We start from the raw sequence: 15,071 nt of genomic DNA, 5'->3' as shown, positions 1-15,071 counted from the left end.
CCCAGCAGTCCGGATCGTCGTGGAATCTGCGGATTCGTCCCTCACGCGTGTCTTGGCTTCGATCGTCGCCAGCCGGTACTCCTCCGTGAAGCACTACAGGGGACATGTCTTGCGCAAGGGCCTCAAGGCGGTCGATCGTGGGACGGAAGATTGTCCAAACGACCGTTTTCCGGTTTTGCCGGGCGAGATCTCTCGCGAGAGTGACTGCTTCAACCATCTTATTCGAGTCGCCTTCCTCAATGACGGTCTCAAGAAGGGCAGTCCCCCGGTCCTCCCGCCGGTCACCACCGCCCAACATGTTCACCGCGGCGACCACGGGATTCGTGGCCACTTGGAGTAGCCGCATGACGGACCGGCGGGCTGCGATGAAGTCTACATGTCGACTACGACGAATGTCGCGGAGTTGTTCGATAACCACATCTTTCAGCGTCGTGTAAAGTATGAGTTGAGCCGGGCCCATCTCCACGTGGCGAAAGTGGCGTGTCGGAGGTGTGAGTCCGAGTTGCCGCTTGGTGGTTCGCACGTAGAGGTTCTGAAGCACGTCGCGGGGACGGGATGCCTGCGCCACCTGTGTGCCGAGGTGCACCCCAGGCCAGAGGAAGTCAAGCTGCGGCTGCAGATCAGCGATTGAGTTTGGAGCGGGTGTCCCAGAAAGGATGTCGCGGCGAACTGGGAGAGCCGCCACTCCTAGAAGAGCACGTCCGCGCGCAGAATCATCGCCGGCCTTGATCCGATGCGACTCATCGAGCACGAGGTGAACCTGGTTTCGCGCCATGTATCGCGACATGACACGTTGTATACGAATAAGCTTGTCGTAGCTGATGATGAACCTGCGGCCGCCGTCCTGGAGTGCCCGGTCAACACCTATATCATCCATATCAAGGCGCACGAACGGCTGTGCGTTGCCATCCGGGGCATCTGCCGACATGCAATCGTCAATAACTTCGTCCCATGCAGCGAAGGCGTTCTTGGGCGCGACAACCAGAAGGTGCGTGTGCGGGTTACACGTCAGCAGATGGACGGCCAGCGTGACCGTGGTCTTGCCTGCTCCGGGGACGGAGAAGTTCGCGCCGTGCCGGAGAGCAGTAAGTCGTATGATATCAGCAATCTGGAAATCGCGCAGTGTGCGTCGCGTGAACCCAAGTGCGCGGAGGCTGTCCTCGACTTGTTCAGAGGAGAGAATCGCGGGCGGCCCCTCGGCCGTTCGCGCGGCGCGGACTGCGGCGCGCTCGGCATGGAAGTTCTGGAGCCGTTGGCCCGCGTCAGGGGTCGCGTCCATTGTGAAGCCATGATCCCTGCGTAGGCCGCCCAGTTCGAGAATAACTGGAAGCGCCGCACCCCACGGCAACTCGACCATCCGACCAACGACGCGAGCATCGGCGTCAGCCTGGGATGCTGCTTGTAGCACGCGATTCCACACTGAATCCGAAAAATCATCGGACCCGATGATTCGCGCCGACACCGTGCCCGGAACGTAGTCGATCGTCAGGCTAGGCACCGCTACTCGACGCTCCCCATACGAGTCTCCAGCCGCCCTACGTCAGTGAGGAGTTCCTCCGCGCGCGCAACCACAGCGTTGAGTTGGCTTCGGATCGCGGCAAAGGTTCCGGGGTCAGCTTGCTCTAAGTTCACCTCGTTGAGTAAAGTATTGGCGCGTTGCACGCTTCGCTCGGCCTTTCGCCCAATCTCGGTGTCACGTTCTTCGACTCTCATCGAGTCGTAAATCTCCTTGATGTCAGTTGCGAGCGATGCGCTCTCATCTGGATTACGCAGGAGATCACGAACGGGAGCATAGGGATCCCCGTCTCCGGTAGCACCGAAGATGTCTTCTTCCTCGGAACCGTTTGTTGATGTAGTGTCGAATTCGATTCCCCTACGGCGTGCGAGCCGCTCGACGACCTGCATACATTTGTTGCCGAATGCTGCCTTATAGTCGTACACGCGGCTCCCGAAGCTCGCCCTGTTCTTCGCCATCACGTGCCCGATGCGGCGCGCCACCTCCTTCTCCGCACCCTGTTTTCTCGCCAGTGCAGCCTGCAAGTCACCGAACAATTGATCGTGGTCCTGCACCAACTCGTACTGCTTAGGCTTCTCCAAGTACTCCTCCAAGTACGTCTCTGCCTCCTGAAGTTGGTCCAGCATGGCTCCGACCTCAGCCTCTCGTTCTAGGCGCATGAGCGACTGTATCTCCCGCTTGGAGACACCCTGATTGAAGAGGTCGCGCACTGCGAGAGCCCTGTCCTGCCACTCGTACGGCAGACGCGTCTCGCGCTGCATCTGCAACTTGAATTCGACCTCCTTCAACTCTTTCTGCGTGACGTCGCTCGGGAGCACCATAACGTCAATGGTCGCGAAGGCTGCGTAGGCCTCTGGATTCTCCAGGTGCATCTCGCGCATGCCCGCGAGTCGGCGATTGCCATTGACGACGATACCATCGTGGGTAATCAGCAGGGGCTCTGTCTGTTGTCGGTCCTGCCCCAGCACAGTGGAGATTGCCACGACGGTCTCGCCCATGCCTTCCTTGGCCAAATCGGCAAGCATCTCGTGCTGAGCCTGTTGCGCCTCAACGTCTTCTTGCCCAGCGCTGAAGAATGTATCTGGCAGGCCCTCCCGTCGGATGTAGGCGAGTTGCCTTGTCTGCGTGCGGTAATTCTCCATGCGGTACAGGGGAACTCGAAGATCAACTTGGATCACTTTTAGGTCGTGTTGTCGGTTTCGGAGCTGATAGAATGGCCGTGCAACTGCACTGACACGAACTTTTCCGTCAATCTCGTTCCGACGCTGCGCAAGATCCACGATGGTTACTTTGTACTGAGCCATAGTCTTTTTCACCCGGATTGAACCGCTCTGCGGCTACTCGAAGCCGATGAGCACCAGTGGAATCGAAAGGACCCGCGCGAACAGAGTCAGTTCCGCCCTCACTCGTTCGAATGACGCTCTGTTGGAGCCGAGCCTTCCAGCTGCAAGCCTCGTCGGTACCGCAAGGATCGCAACGTCAATACGTTCACTCGTGTAGAGGTACTGCAGCTTGAGTAGGTCTGTACTCCCACGCGCGGCGTTCCCCGTCTGCACTTGGAATGCCACTCTTGGCCGTAGCGAGAAAACCTTTTGGTCATATCCGTGCTTGATCGCCGTTTCACCGGGCCACCCCCGCTTTGTTAAGAATCCTCTGACATGCTCCCGAATGGCCCCAGTAGTGCCGGCCTGGATGACCACGGAGGGAGCTTCGCACACTCCAGCGAGGATGTCGGCTAGTCCCAATTCCTCTGCTACGCTGACTCCATCTTTGTGGGAGTGAATCTCTGCGCTACGCACGATTTTAGTAGGTGTGCAAGTGGAACATACGACAGCCAATGTTGCCGCTGGCGGGATGCTGTCGAGAATAATACAATTACTTCGTTTGCTGCGCCTCCCCCCACGCCGATATCTCACTTGTCGAACATTGCTGGGTCAACAGTTTTAGGAGCTCTGTCGCCCCAGCTCCCGCCGATCCCGAATTCCCGCGAAGTACAGGTGACGGTACTGGAAGCCTCGAGCGGTGAGCGGGTAGACCGGGACGGCTGCGTTATGGTCGAAGGGGACGTCCGGACCCTCCTTCAATCAGTCCCGGCAGAGTCGATCACGTGCACAATCACGTCACCCCCCTACGGCGCTGTCAAGGATTACGGTGCCCCAGGTCAGATCGGGCATGGTCAGAAGTACGAGACCGAGTATCTTCCGGCGATGAGGGATGTGCTCGCTCAGCTTCATCGTGTGAGCAAACCTGGGGCGGCCCTGTGGGTGGTATTAGACACCATCAAAGATAATGGCGCGATGACGCCGCTGCCGTGGCAGATGGCGGCGTTAGCCGGGGAGGTTGGGTGGACGTTTCACGACCTAGTGATCTGGGACAAAGGACGGAGCCTACCATGGTCTCACCACGGCCGCTTCCGGAACGTCGTCGAGTACATCCTGCTGCTGGGCAAAGGTCGACTCGCCCACTTTAACCTCGACGCAATTCGCGACACGGAGAACTTAGGGCCATACTGGGTGCGTTACCCGGAGCGGTACCATCCAAGTGGTAAAGCTCCAAGCGATTTGTGGCACTTCCCCATCCCGGTCCAGGGAAGTTGGAGCAAGGGCACGGTCCGGCACCTCTGTCCCTTTCCAGTCGCCCTCGTGGCGCGGATGGTGGCACTAACGTCCGCGCCCGGCGACTTGGTGCTGGATTGCTTCGCGGGAACCGGCAGCGTTCCGGCCACCGCTGCCGTAATGGGGCGTTTGGGGGTTGGTTTCGAACTGAATCCAGACTTTGTACGCGCATTCAAAGAAAGGGTTTGCGACGACCTAATGAAGCGCGCTCACGCAGAGTTGCAGCTTGGGGGCCCGCCTGTGAATCTCGGAGTGAGCATCGTACAACTGCGGATGCAAAAGTACGCGAAGACCCTACTTACGGAACTCAGTAGAGCGGATCGCCTGAACGGGCTCGCCTGGAAGGAGATACGGGGTTTCGTGCTGCGTAGGACGCGATTGCTTTCCGGCAAGTGGAAAACAGGGCAGCACTACCAACTTGGCTCCATCGAGCTCGACGTGCTCGCACAGCAAGGAGCAGACATCCCGGGGCTTCGTCAGGCGATTGAAGCCCGTCAAGCTGTACGCCCCCTGTCGAAGTTCGGGATTGAGGCGCAGGTCTCAGTTCGGTCCCACAACGAGTGGCGCGAGGAATCTTATGCGGACGACCTGCCCGCAGGGCCGTGGTATATATATCGTAAGGGCCGTTTCTATCAGCTTGACGCACAAATCCACCGCCCCAACTTGCATGGCGAAATTCTGGCCCAGGCGGCAGACTCCAGGGCGAAAGTGCCTGCGCTCTTCTCTCAGATGAAGTTGGAGATACCTCTGCCCCACGGCGGCTGAGGGCGTGCGCGTGCGCGTCTGTATCTTGGGCGTAAAATGTTAACGGGCTAGAGGCGTCCTCGGTCAGTTCGTTTTCACGAAAGAGGGCCACCAGCTCGCGCCGGTGACCCCCGTCCACCCCTCCCACAGCCATCGCCCACCTTTCGCCCGCGGGCGACGGCGCCTAGGGCTCAGCTCTTCGGCGAGTACTTATCGTTCCCGGGATGAACTGTGTCCTTCGCCCGGATCTGTCCACCCCCCGATGCGGAGACGAGCTCCCCGCCTCCGCTCCGACGAAGCTGTGCAGGCTCAACCTGCTGGGCCTCGCGCTGCGCCGGGTGAACCGATGCGGTGCGGTCTGCATCGAGGCGCTTCTGGGACCAGAAGCCGTCGGGGCGCCTGCACACGATCCGGGGTCTGCCGTTCATCCGATAAGCTCCGTCGAAGGGGTCGAGGACAGCTCAGGGCATCCCGCGCGAATCGTTCGGCCTCACCCGCACTCGCTGTAGCCGCAGGCGTGGCACTTCATGCAGCCCTCGGCGAACTCCAGCTGGCTGTTGCACTCGGGGCAGGTGCCCATGAAGGACTCGCCCGGGTCGTAGGTCCCAAGGTTGAGCGTGGGCTGCGCGACGGCGGCCAGCTCCGGCGAGGTGACGTCGACGTTGGTCAGCGGGAGGACGGCCTCGGGGATCAGCTCCTGCTGGATGCCGGCCTTCTCCTGCTCGCGGAGGCCGATGGCCTGCGCGATGGCGTCCGGCAGGGAGAGCACCTTGTTCTGCCCGAAGCCGATCGCGCGGTCGGACGAGATGCCGCGGAGCTGCTGGTACACGTCGTTCACCGGCACCCCGAAGCGCAGCGAGAGCGAGATCAGCCGGCCGATCGCCTCCACGTCCGCCATGGCGACGGAGCCCGCCTTGCCCAGCGTGGCGAAGACCTCGAAGGGGTGGTTCTCGGTGTCCTCGTTGATGGTCACGAAGACGTCGCCCAGAGGCGAGGTCATCTTGCGCGTGGTGCCGCGCAGCACGTCCGGCCGCTTGCGCTTGAGGCGGCGGGCCTGCGTGACCTGCGACTCGGCCGTGGCCAGGGCGGTGCGCAGGCGGGCGACCTCGCGCTCCAGCTTGGCCTCGCGCTCGGCGGCCTCGGCGAGCTTCGAGTGCGCGGCGGCGGCGTCGGCGTTCTCGGCGGCCTGCTGCGCCGGCGTCTTGGTGGCGCCGGTGGAGAGCACCTGGTTGTCGCGGCTGCCGTCGCGGTAGACGGTTACGCCCTTGCAGTTGAGCTTGTACGCCAGCTCGTAGATCTCGCGGACCTGCTCCACCGTGGCGTCGTTGGGGAAGTTGGTCGTCTTGCTGATCGCCGAGTCGCAGTACTCCTGGAAGCCGGCCTGCTGGCGCACGTGCCACTCCGGCGTGATGTCGTGCGCCGTCACGAAGGCGCGCTGCACCGCCTCGGGGACTTCGGGGAAGTGGATGTGGCCGCTCTCCGCGATGCGGCGCATCAGGTCCTCGGAGTACCACCCGCCCGCCTTCGCCACGCGCACGAACTCCTCGTTCACGTCCGGCATCAGCGAGCCGGCCTGGTTGCGCATGAACGCGACGGCGAAGAGGGGCTCGATGCCGCTGGAGCACCCCGCGAAGATGGAGATGGTGCCCGTGGGCGCCACCGTGGTCACGTTGCAGTTGCGCAGCCGGCGCATGGGGCGGATGCGGTCGCCGTTGGGCGCGCGGGCGCACGTCTCGTCCGGGCCCCAGATCGACTTCTCCCACTCGGGGAAGGCGCCGCGGACTTCGGCCAGGCGCTCGCTCTCCTTCTTCGACTCCTCATCGAGGAACTCCATGATGCGGCGCCCGATCTCCACCCCCTCGGCGCTGTTGTACGGCACGCCCAGGCGGATCAGGAGGTCCGCGTAGCCCATCACCCCCAAGCCGATGCGGCGGATGCGGTTCGCCAGGTCGGTGATCTCGTGGAGCGGGTACTGGTTGGCGTCGATGACGTTGTCCAGGAAGTGCGTCGAGTGGCGCACCACGCGGCGGAACTCCTTCCAGTCCACCTTTTCGTACCAGGGCGACTCGGCCGGCACGTCCTCGCGCACGAAGAGGCCGACGTTCACCGAGCCCAGGTTGCACACGTCGTACGGCAGGAGCGGCTGTTCGCCGCAATTGTGTACAACGAACCCGTTCGCCACGAAGGAGTGGGTCACCGGCTCCGTGAGGTCGTACACGGCTTCCTCACCGTCCGCTACCATCTCGGTGAAGCGGGCGACGAAGCGCTCGCGGTACGGGCCGCGTGCACCGTACTCGCCCAGCCGGGCTACCAACCGGTTCTGCTTGGTTTCACCCAGGAACCCGATCGCTTCCGCGAAGCGGCGGACGTTGCCGCGCGAGATCACCAGGTCGTGATCCGGGACGCACTCGTACGGAGTGCCGCGGAACGTCACGGTGCGGGCCGGATGCCGCTCGGCGTACAGGCGCGACGCGATCCCGAAGTTGAGCAGCATCCGCTGCACGTCGCGCAGGAGCGGGAGCGACACCGACGTGAGCCGCACCGAAACTCCTTTCTCCGGCCGGCCGGAGACGTGGCCGTCGGCGGTAAACAGCGCCTGGAGGAGGGCGCGCTGGAACTCTTCGGACCCGCGGAACGCCGCGACCGGGAGCCCCGCGGTCTTGGTCTCGGGCGTGACGCCATACCGCTCCGCGACGAGCGCGGCGAGCCGGGTGGAGCTCACCGTGGCCTTGTCCAGGCGGTCGATCTGCACCACCCCCACCGGGTAGCGCGAGGTCGACGGGTCCTGCCCGAGCACGTCGTTGACGTCGGCCGCGAAGTCCGCGGCAAGCTCGCGGCGGTCGTCGCCCCAGAAGCCCAGCACCGCTCCGTGCCCCGACTCTCCCGTCAGATGCCCATCGCCGATCAGCCAGCCGAGCACCCGCCCTTCCGCCGCGGTACCCTCGGCGCCGAACCCGCCGGGGGTGTCCAGAAGGTGGAGCCGGTCGCCCTCGCGGAGGTCGCGCGCTTCGACCCACCCGCGCGCGGTCATGAAGCGGTGGTCCTCAGTCACCCGCACCTCGTACCCCTCGCGCGTGCGGACGCGGAACACCGGCTTCACGCCGCTTTGGAACGGCGCGCCGGCGGGGCCGAACGCGCCCGCCTCGAAGCGGGAGTCCAGGGTCACCGCGCGCGAATCCCCCCCCGCGGCCAGCTCGGCGATGGGGAAGAGGCCTTCCGCCGTGTAGACCAGCGTTTCGCCCGTGATGCACGGGTTGGTCGCCTCGTAGGCGCCAAGGTGCGGAACGGGGTTGTAGAAGTTGGCCCGGTCCACGTAGAACACGCCCGGCTCCCCGGTGCGCCACGCGTTCTGCACCACCTTGTCCCACACCGTGCGCGCGTCGAGCTGCCCGGACACCTGGCCGTTGCGCGGGTTGACGAGGTCGTACTGCTCGCCGCGCTCCACCGCGTTCATGAACGCATCGGTGACGGCGACGGAGATGTTGAAGTTGGTGATCTTGGTGATGTCCTGCTTGCAGTCGATGAAGTCCAGGATGTCCGGATGGTCGACGCGCAGGATCCCCATGTTGGCGCCGCGGCGAGTGCCGCCCTGCTTGACCACTTCGGTGGATGAATCGTAGAGCGACATGAAGCTCACCGGCCCGCTCGCCACGCCCGTCGTGCTGCGCACCAGGTCGCCCGAGGGCCGGATGCGGCTGAACGAGAAGCCGGTGCCGCCGCCCGACTGGTGCACCATCGCCATGGAGCGCAGCGTGTCGTAGACGCCGCTCTTGTCGTTGCTGAGCGCGTCGTCCACCGGCAGGACGAAGCAGGCCGAGAGCTGCCCCAGCGGACGCCCGGCGTTCATCAGCGTGGGCGAGTTGGGCTCGAAGAGGCGCTTGGTCATCAGCGCGTAGAACTCGCGCGCGGCCGTCTCCACTTCCTCGTCTGTGGCGCCGTACTTACGGTCCGCCGAGGCGATGGTGTAGGCGACGCGCCAGAACATCTCCTCCGGCACTTCCACCGGCTGACCGGCCGCATCCTTTTTCAGGTAGCGCTTGGCGAGGACGATCCGCGCGTTGTCGGAGAGCTCAGCGAGCGGGAGGTCCACCTGCGGGAGGACGGCGGCTTCGGTCGGCGTGGTGGGGGTCATTCGGCGATCCTCGGGTGCTGGAGTTGAGCGCAAACAGTGGAACGATGGGCGTTTACATTCGCCCGGCGGGCAGACCACACGTGTGCAGGCAAGCACAAGCTGTAGCGGGAAGCAAAGAGTACACGCCCAACAGGTTGTGGTCAAGGGTTGCGCAAGGGGCGCAAACGTTGTGCCTGTTCGTACCCCTCGAGGGGCTTGCGGTGCGGCCCGCGATGCCCAAATACCCCTCCTGCCGAGCGTTGCGCGAAGGTGAGGTTTTGGCGGCCGGCGGTCGCGTTGCGCGGTGCGGCGCGGTAGGGGCCGGAACCGCTCGAAAGAGGCCGTCGCGGGGCCCCCTCCCCCGCTCGTGAACTCGCGGCCTCTCCCCCAAAACTGCCTGGGGGACGGGCGGTGGCGTGGATCTGTGGGCGTGAGCGTGCATCGCGGCAGGGTGAGGGCCGCAAAAACAGAGGCACGGAGACATGGTCTCCGTGCCTCTGTTCGTTCGCGTGAACCCGTAGCGGGTCAGGGCATGTCGGTGGGGGTGCGGTCCTTGTCCTCGCCGGGGCGGCCGCCGTACATGCTCGCGTCGTCTTGCGTGCCGGTGGTGGTGCCGCCGTGGTCGGTGCCGTGCGCGTTGGCGGGGAGCACCGGGACGTCCACCGGCGAGGTGTTGGACTCCTGCGCGGCCGCGTCGGTCGCGTTGACGTCCACGTGCGGCGGGTGGAGCTGCGAGCTCGCGGCCGTACCCACCTCCTTGCGCGGGCCGGGCTGGCTGGCGCGCGCGGGTCCCGCCCCGTCGGCCCCGGCGTTCCCCGTCTCGCTCACGCCCCCACCCCTTCTTCGCGCGGGTCGGTGTTGCCTCGCGCCTCGCGCTCGCGCCCCTCGTCCTGCGCGCTCTGCGAACCGCCCTCGCCCAGCGGGTTGCCGTCGATGTCTACCGGCGTGCCGGCGCGGGCGTGCACGGAGGGCGCGGGCTTGCCCAGGTTCACCGGCCCCGCCTCCGCCTCCACCTGGTGCTCCGACTGGGCCATCCGCTGCTTGTCCAGTGCGATGGTGTCGTCCAGGTCCGAGTTGCCCTGCCCGCTCTGGGGGAGGTTCTTGTAGTCCGTAGCGCCGCCCTCGCGCGGATCGATTCGGTACTGATCGGGTCGCTTGCCGGCCATGATGTCCCTCCGGTGATGCCGTGTGCCTGCCGCGGGCGCGTGCCCGCGCTGGGGCGGGGCGGTACTTCACGATCTGTGCCGGGTGGGCCCCCACCCCCCGGCCCCTCCCCCGCACGCGGGGGAGCGTGGGGGAAGGGGGGGAACTAACGTTCTCCCGGACTGCCCGCCTCGATCGCGTCGCGAATGCGGGACAGGACCAGGGGCAGGGCGTGCAGTACTTCCTCGTTGCGGAAGCGGAGCACGCGGAATCCGCGCGCCTCCAGGTGCTCCGTCCGCGCCGCGTCCTGCTCCTGCTGCTGGTCGTGGATCTCCCCATCCACTTCGATGGCCAGCTTGTGCGACGTGGAGTAGAAGTCGAGGATGAAGCGGTCGATCGCGTGCTGCCGCCGGAAGCGCACTCCGCACAGCTTCCGCTCACGAAGCACCTCCCACAGCACCGCCTCTGCCCGCGTAGGCGCGCAGCGCATGCGCCGCGCTGCTCCCTGTATGCCGCTCGACGCAGCCCTCATCCGCTTCCACATACCGAATCCCTCCGACGCGCGAGAAGTTCTCCCCCTCCCCCCGCTCCCCCGCGGGCGGGGGAGGGGGTCGGGGGGTGGGGGCCCTAGTCTCGCACCGCGGCCGCCATACCTTCAACCCCCGCTCCCAAAACCCGTCCGCCCGCTGTCCCTTCCGTCACGCTGGCGCTCCTGTGTGCCCCCCATCCTCCTGCCAGCATTGCAGTTGAGTCTGCCGGGAAGTGCCGGGGGTTTGCCATTTTGATCGCTTCGAACGGGCCCGCGGGTTGCCTAACGCGGGGCCAACCGCGGGCGAGCCGCGGGATACATCATGTTCAACCGGGAGAAGAACAGAAGAGGAGGCGACCATGGCACTCTATCCGACGCGCTACAGCGACCCCATCGACCAGCTCTTCGGCACCGTGTTCGGCGGCAACGGGCACCGCAACGGGAACGGCGGCAACCTGATGCGCGCGCCCGACACCGACGTGATCGAGACGGAGCGCGAGATCCGCGTGGTGTCCGAGATGCCGGGGCTGACGCGGGACAACATCGAGGTGGATGTGGAGAACAACGTCCTGACCATCCGCGGCGAGAAGCGGGAGGAGCGCATGGAGGGCGAGCCCAGCCGCTTCCACCTGGCCGAGCGCCGCTACGGGACCTTCACGCGCTCCTTCGTCCTGCCGCGCGACGTCGACCCGGAGCAGATCCAGGCCGACTTCCAGGACGGCGTCCTCACCGTCGCCATCCCCAAGAGCGAGCGGGTGCGCCGGCGCCGCATCCAGCTGGGCGGGATGCAGAACACCGGCGACCAGCGCGCCGAGCAGCCGGCCGAGGCGATGAACGCCTGACGGACCAACGAGAAGGGGCGGGCACCACGAGGTGCCCGCCCCTTTTCAACGATCACACAGAGGCACGGAGAAAAACCGCAAGCCGCGAAGAACCCCTCCTGCGGTTCTTGTGGTTCCCTCTGCGTCTCTGTGTGAGGCTGTTCAGGCCGTCGCCAGCAGGTCTCGCAGCTCGCCGACGACGCGCACGCGCTCGGGCGGAGCTTCGAGGCTGACCGGGATGCCGCCGCCGCCGATGACGATCTCGGTGCCGTCGGGAAGCACGCGGCGCAGCTCGGCGGCCAGGGCGGCGAACTCCTCGGGGCTCATGGGGCGCATCACCGAGGTGCACACCATCGTGGCCCGGCGCTCGCCGGCCACACGCCCGATCTCCTCCAGCGGCACGACGATCCCCAGGTAGATCACGCGCCACCCCGCGTCCAGCAGGTGCAGCGCGGCGCCCATCAGCCCCAGCTCGTGGTACTCGCCGGGAAGGCCGGCGCACACGGCGAGCGGCCCTCCCGCGATGCCGCCCTCCAGCTCGCCGAAGATGGCGGCCAGCTTCTCGCGCGCGAAGGCGGTGGCGTAGTGCTCGTCCGCGACGCCGATCTCGCCGCACGCCCAGCGCTCGCCCACCAGGCGGAGGACGGGCATCAGCACCTCGTCCACACGGCGCAGCGAGGGGACGGAGGAGAGGCGCTCCCACGCGGCCTGCGCGCGGGGGCGGTCCATGGAGAGGAGCGCGGCCGCGATCTCGTCGCGCACCGCTTCCAGCAGGGCGGCGTCGGCGTGCGGGGAGAGCGGGACGGAGGTCTGCCGCACCCGCTCCAGCGCCTCGCCGATGGAGAGGCCCTCGTCGATCAGGCGCTTGATTCGCGCCAGGATGGCGACGTCCTCGTCGGTGTACAGCCGGTACCCCGCGGGGGAGCGGCGGGGGGTCAGGAGCTGGTAGCGCCGCTCCCAGGCGCGAAGCGTTGCCGGATTGATCCCGGTGAGGTGCGCCACCCGTTTGATCCGGTACGTCATCGGTGTTGGACCCTCCCGAGCCCGTGCGGATACGTTCAAATCATGCATTCGCTCCCGGCAGCCCCCGCAGGGCCTGGTGGAGAGCACGTTCGTGCGCCCAGCGTGGCGTAATCCCCAGGATCGCGGGCCGCAGCGAGGCGGCCACGGCCGTCGCGCTCCACGCCAGCTTCTCCGGCCAGGGCACCACCGCGCGCCCCGCCGTCCCCGGCGCGCGCCCACGAAGCTTGACGCCGATGGCGCGATAGGTGCGGCTCGCAACCAGAATCGCCGGGCGGAAGCGCCAGGGGATGTCGCGCATCCCACCGTCGGCGCTCCGGTAATAGCGGTCCGCGTGCGCCAGCACACTCCGGACCACAATCGCCAGCCGCTCCGGATCCGCCTCCCCGCGCACCACCTCTTCCGGATCGATCCCCGCGGCGCGCAGGCGCTCGGCGGGGAGGTACACGCGCCCGCGCTCCGCGTCTTCCGCCACGTCGCGGCAGATGTTGGTGAGCTGCATGGCGATCCCCAGGTCGATGGCGTGGGGGAGCGCCTCGCGGCAGCGCACGCCGAGCACTCCGCACATCATGAGCCCGACCGTCGAGGCTACCCTGTAGCAGTAGCGCACCAGCTCCGCGTCGTCCGCCATCCGCACCACCCCCAGGTCGCCGCGCACGCCCGCGATCAGCTCGGCGGCGGCTTCCATGGGCAGGCCCAGGCGCTCGGCGGCGGCACGGAGCTCTGCTACGATCGGACGTGGTTGTGTGCGTCCTGCAACTTCATTGGACAAAGCCTCCAGCGCAAGCTCCGCGGCCAAAGGATCGTCGGCTTCGTCCCCCATGTCGTCCACCATGCGACAGAACGCGTACACGGTGGCCGCGTCGTCGCGCACCGAACGCGGCAGCAGGCGGCTCGCCCACCAGAAGGTGCGCGCCTTCCGCCGGAAGACGTCGTGGCTCTCCGCCAGCAGCTGCGCGTTCACGCGAAGGCGGCGGCGCGCGCGGGCGCCGCGGGGAGGGGAAGTGGATGGGCCGGCGCGGGCATGATGCGCTCCAGCACCTTGGCTGTCGAAAGCACCCCCGGGACTCCCGCGCCGGGGTGCGTGCCCGCGCCCACGAAGTAGAGCCCGCCCGCGTGCGGCGACTGGTTGTGGTAGCGGAAGTACGCCGACTGCGTCAGCCGCGGCTCGATGCCGAACCCCGCGCCGTGCGTGGAGCGCAGCGTGTCGCGGAAGTAGGTGGGCGTCAGGTGGAACGACGTCGCCAGCGAGTCGCGCAGTCCGGGCAGAAGGGTGCGCTCCAGGTGCGACAGGATGCGCTCGAAGTACTCGGGCCCCGCCTCGTCCCAATCGATCCCACTCTGCAGGTTGGGGACGGGGGAGAGGACGTAGAACGTCTCGCACCCCGCGGGCGCCAGCGACGGATCGGTGCGCGTGGGAGCGTGCAGGTAGAGCGAGAAGTCCTTTGCGAGCACCTTGCGGTCGAAGATGTCGTCGAGGAGTCCCTTGTAGCGCGGTCCCATGAGGATGGTGTGGTGCGCCAGCTCCGGGTACTGCTTCTTCGTGCCGAAGTAGCCCACGAAGAGACCCATCGAGTACCGCCTTGTCTTCAGCGTCGCGCGCGTGCGCCAGTTGCGCTCCTCAGGCGCCAGGAGCGATCCATACACCTGCGTGGGATCGGCGTTGGCGACGACCATCGAGGCCGCGATCCTGCGCCCCCCCGCGTGCACCGCCACCGCCCGGCCGCCGCGCGTCTCGATCCGCTCGGCCGGCGTCCCGAAGTGCATCTCCACGCCCATCTCGTCCAGCAGCTTCACCAGCCCGTGCACGATGGAGGTGGTGCCGCCCTTCGCGAACCAGACGCCCCACTTCCGCTCCAGCCAGTGGATCAGCAGGTAGATGGAGGTGATGCGGAACGGGTTGCCGCCCACCAGGAGCGGCTCGAAGGTGAAGACCTGCCGCAGCCGCTCGTCCTGGATGTACTTCGCCACCTGGTCGTAGACCGAGCGGTGGTTGCCCAGGCGGAGCATGGCCGGAAGGACGCGCAGCATGTCCGCCGCGCGCCCGAACGGCACGTCCGAGAGCTGCGTGTAGCCCACGTCGAAGATCTTTTCCGCGTGCGCCGCCAGCCTGCGGTAGCCGTCCACGTCTTCTGGCGAGAGGGCGGCGATCTGGGCGATGAGGCGCTCCTCGTCGCCCACGTAGTCGAACCGGGAGCCGTCCGCGAATTCCACGCGGTAGAACGGGTCGACGGGCACCAGCTCGAAGTAGTCGCGCGAGTCGCGCCCCGCCAGCTCGAACAGCTCGTGAAGCAGGTAGGGCGCGGTGATGACGGTCGGGCCCGCGTCGAAGGTGAAGCCATCGCGGCGGAAGACGGCCGCGCGCCCGCCGGGCTGGTCCATCGCCTCCAGCAGCACCACGCGATGCCCACGGGCGCGCAGGCGGATGGCCGCGGCGAGTCCCCCGAAGCCCGATCCTATGACGACAGCCGGATCGCTCATGCGTACTTCCCTGAACAGCGGGTCTCACGCGGAGACGCGGAGGCGCGGGGAGCTGCATTGCTGGCACGGACACACGGAGGCACAGAGAAGC

Annotated in this window: 11 protein-coding genes; 2 read left to right on the top strand and 9 right to left on the bottom strand. The window is 66.4% G+C overall.

Translation table 11 applies throughout. The features are described 5' to 3' along the window. Both VF647_19985 and VF647_19980 read right to left on the bottom strand, forming a co-directional pair. Positions 1 to 1,498: DEAD/DEAH box helicase (locus tag VF647_19985; protein ID HEX8454371.1), on the bottom strand; the 1,498-nt coding region annotated here is incomplete at its 3' end. Positions 1,499 to 1,500: 2 nt separating this feature from the next. Further along, entirely contained in the window at positions 1,501 to 2,658 is a 1,158-nt protein-coding gene (locus tag VF647_19980) for a hypothetical protein (protein HEX8454370.1), read from the bottom strand. An 855-nt stretch (positions 2,659 to 3,513) separates the two neighbouring features. Between VF647_19980 and VF647_19975 the strand changes: the two genes are divergently transcribed. Further along, positions 3,514 to 4,896, top strand: a complete 1,383-nt coding sequence (locus VF647_19975; protein HEX8454369.1) for a site-specific DNA-methyltransferase — start codon at positions 3,514 to 3,516, stop codon at positions 4,894 to 4,896. A gap of 469 nt (positions 4,897 to 5,365) precedes the next feature. Here VF647_19975 and VF647_19970 read toward each other — a convergent pair whose 3' ends face one another. From VF647_19970 to VF647_19955, 4 genes are all read right to left on the bottom strand, one after another. Further along, the gene (locus VF647_19970; GenBank protein ID HEX8454368.1) at positions 5,366 to 9,007 is read right to left on the bottom strand and encodes an LAGLIDADG family homing endonuclease; all 3,642 of its coding nucleotides are present in this window, start codon (positions 9,005 to 9,007) and stop codon (positions 5,366 to 5,368) included. A 504-nt stretch (positions 9,008 to 9,511) separates the two neighbouring features. Next, complete coding sequence (locus VF647_19965) at positions 9,512 to 9,814, bottom strand: hypothetical protein (GenBank protein ID HEX8454367.1); 303 nt, start codon at positions 9,812 to 9,814, stop codon at positions 9,512 to 9,514. Continuing rightward, a complete protein-coding gene (locus VF647_19960) occupies positions 9,811 to 10,152 on the bottom strand; it encodes a hypothetical protein (GenBank protein ID HEX8454366.1) in 342 nt (113 codons plus the stop codon). Before VF647_19960 ends, VF647_19965 begins: the two co-directional genes overlap by 4 nt. A 143-nt stretch (positions 10,153 to 10,295) precedes the next feature. Next, positions 10,296 to 10,661: an endonuclease domain-containing protein gene (locus VF647_19955; GenBank protein ID HEX8454365.1), complete on the bottom strand. Its 366-nt coding sequence runs from the start codon at positions 10,659 to 10,661 to the stop codon at positions 10,296 to 10,298. 356 nt (positions 10,662 to 11,017) lie between these two features. Between VF647_19955 and VF647_19950 the strand changes: the two genes are divergently transcribed. After that, positions 11,018 to 11,500, top strand: coding sequence for an Hsp20/alpha crystallin family protein (locus VF647_19950; protein HEX8454364.1), 483 nt, complete (start codon positions 11,018 to 11,020; stop codon positions 11,498 to 11,500). 141 nt (positions 11,501 to 11,641) lie between these two features. On the opposite strand, the gene VF647_19945 is transcribed toward VF647_19950, so the two are convergent. Genes VF647_19945 through VF647_19935 form a run of 3 tightly spaced genes read right to left on the bottom strand, consistent with a single transcriptional unit; the run spans position 11,642 to position 14,980 of the window. Continuing rightward, positions 11,642 to 12,502 carry a MerR family transcriptional regulator gene (locus VF647_19945; GenBank protein HEX8454363.1) on the bottom strand — a complete coding sequence of 287 codons (861 nt, stop codon included), beginning with the start codon at positions 12,500 to 12,502 and terminating at the stop codon, positions 11,642 to 11,644. A 40-nt stretch (positions 12,503 to 12,542) separates the two neighbouring features. Beyond that, entirely contained in the window at positions 12,543 to 13,463 is a 921-nt protein-coding gene (locus VF647_19940) for a phytoene/squalene synthase family protein (protein ID HEX8454362.1), read from the bottom strand. After that, positions 13,460 to 14,980: a phytoene desaturase gene (locus tag VF647_19935; protein ID HEX8454361.1), complete on the bottom strand. Its 1,521-nt coding sequence runs from the start codon at positions 14,978 to 14,980 to the stop codon at positions 13,460 to 13,462. Before VF647_19935 ends, VF647_19940 begins: the two co-directional genes overlap by 4 nt. Between the last annotated feature and the right edge of the window lie 91 nt (positions 14,981 to 15,071).

The organism is Longimicrobium sp. (assembly GCA_036387335.1).
Lineage (GTDB): Bacteria > Gemmatimonadota > Gemmatimonadetes > Longimicrobiales > Longimicrobiaceae > Longimicrobium.
Note: the sequence above shows the minus strand (reverse complement) of the source record. Positions and strands in the feature narration are given on the sequence as shown.

Bases quoted from the DNA above. Each gene is read 5' to 3' on its own strand.
- VF647_19950 (HEX8454364.1), top strand. From the start codon at position 11,018: ATGGCACTCTATCCGACGCGCTACAGCGACCCCATCGACCAGCTCTTC.
- VF647_19935 (HEX8454361.1), bottom strand. From the start codon at position 14,980: ATGAGCGATCCGGCTGTCGTCATAGGATCGGGCTTCGGGGGACTCGCC.
- VF647_19955 (HEX8454365.1), bottom strand. From the start codon at position 10,661: ATGAGGGCTGCGTCGAGCGGCATACAGGGAGCAGCGCGGCGCATGCGC.
- VF647_19960 (HEX8454366.1), bottom strand. From the start codon at position 10,152: ATGGCCGGCAAGCGACCCGATCAGTACCGAATCGATCCGCGCGAGGGC.
- VF647_19945 (HEX8454363.1), bottom strand. From the start codon at position 12,502: ATGACGTACCGGATCAAACGGGTGGCGCACCTCACCGGGATCAATCCG.
- VF647_19980 (HEX8454370.1), bottom strand. From the start codon at position 2,658: ATGGAGAATTACCGCACGCAGACAAGGCAACTCGCCTACATCCGACGG.
- VF647_19970 (HEX8454368.1), bottom strand. From the start codon at position 9,007: ATGACCCCCACCACGCCGACCGAAGCCGCCGTCCTCCCGCAGGTGGAC.